1 protein-coding gene is annotated in these 1,806 nt (G+C 70.6%); it reads right to left on the reverse strand.

Features of this window, described 5'->3' with window-relative positions; translation table 11 throughout:
* A partial coding sequence (mfd, locus tag WA805_RS16635) for a transcription-repair coupling factor (RefSeq protein ID WP_425242793.1) occupies nucleotides 1-1,806 on the reverse strand: 1,806 nt, incomplete at both ends.

Genomic DNA, 1,806 nt, shown 5'->3' on the forward strand with positions numbered 1-1,806 from the left:
TGATCTCCAGGTCCTTCAGCGCGACGTACATGCCGGCGCCGATCTCGGTGTGCTGCGCCACGGTGGCCAGCCGCTCGTGCGCTGTCTCGGTCAGCGCCTTCTCCGTCGGGTAGAGGAAGTACGCGTACGCCCGCTCCCTGCCGCGGCCGACGCGCCCGCGCAGTTGGTGCAGCTGCGACAGCCCGGCGGCGTCCGCCCGGTCCACGATCAGCGTGTTGGCGTTCGGGATGTCAAGCCCGGACTCGACGATCGTCGTCGCGACGAGTACGTCGAAGTTCCTGTCCCAGAAGTCCACCATGATCTTCTCGAGCTCGTGCTCGTTCATCTGCCCGTGCGCGACCGCGATCCGCGCCTCAGGCACCAGCTCGGCGAGCCGCGCGGCGACCCGCCGGATGGACTGCACCCGGTTGTGTACGTAGAACACCTGACCGTCGCGCAACAGCTCGCGCCTGATCGCGGCGGCGGTCTGCTTCTCGTCCTGCGGCCCGACGAAGGTCAGCACCGGATGCCGCTCCTCAGGCGGCGTGAGGATCGTGGACATCTCACGGATCCCCGCCACGCCCATCTCCAGCGTGCGCGGGATCGGCGTCGCCGACATCGCGAGCACGTCCACCTCGGTGCGCAGCCGCTTCAGGTATTCCTTGTGCTCGACGCCGAACCGCTGCTCCTCGTCGATGACCACCAGGCCGAGCTGCTTGAACCTGGTCTCAGGCGACAGCAGCCGGTGGGTCCCGATGACGACGTCGACCGAGCCATCGGCGAGCCCGCGCAGGGTCTCGGCGACTTCCGCGTTCGACTGGAACCGGGATAGCGGTTTCACCGAGACGGGGAATGGGGCGTACCGCTCGGAGAACGTGTTGAAGTGCTGCTGCGCGAGCAGCGTGGTCGGCACGAGCACCGCCACCTGGCGCCCGTCCTGCACCGCCTTGAACGCGGCCCTGATCGCGATCTCGGTCTTCCCGTATCCGACGTCGCCGCAGATCAGCCGGTCCATCGGCACCGGCTTTTCCATGTCGCGCTTGACCTCGTCGATGGCCGCGAGCTGGTCGGGCGTCTCAATGTAGGGAAACGCGTCCTCGAGCTCGCGCTGCCACGGCGTGTCGGGCCCGAACGCGTAGCCTGGCGAGGCCATCCGTGCCGAGTACAGCCGGATGAGCTCCGCGGCGATCTCGCGGACCGCCTTGCGGGCACGGCCCTTGGTCTTCGCCCAGTCCGCGCCGCCGAGCCGGTGCAGCGTGGGCGCCTCGCCGCCGACGTACTTGGTGACCTCGTCCAGCTGGTCGGTCGGCACGTACAGCCGGTCCGGCGGGTGGCCGCGCCTGCCCGGCGCGTACTCGAGCACCAGGTACTCGCGGGTCGCGCCCGCCGCGGTCCGGCTGGTCAGTTCGACGAACCGGCCGACGCCGTGCTGCTCGTGCACCACGTAGTCGCCGGTCTTGAGCTGCAGCGGGTCGACGCCGCCGCGCCGCCGGCTGGGCATCCGGCGCATGTCCCTGGTCGTGGGCAGCCCGGCCGGGTGCCCGGCCAGGTCGCTCTCGGTGAGCAGGGCCAGCCGGGCGGCGGGCCAGACGAAGCCGTTCCGGATCCGGGCCGTGGTCACATAGGGGACGCCGGCCTCGGGCGGATCGGTGACGTCCTGCAGGCGGGCGCCGATGTCCTCGCCGCGGAGCATCTCGGCCAGCCGCTGGGCGGGCCCGTGGCCCTCGGTAACCAGCACGACCCGCCAGCCGTCGGCCAGCCAGCCGCGCACGTCGGTGAGCATCCGGGTGGTGTCACCGCGATACGACGGCGCCAGTGAGGCATTGA

This window comes from Trebonia sp., assembly GCF_049794275.1.
Classification (GTDB): Bacteria; Actinomycetota; Actinomycetes; order Streptosporangiales; family Streptosporangiaceae; genus Trebonia.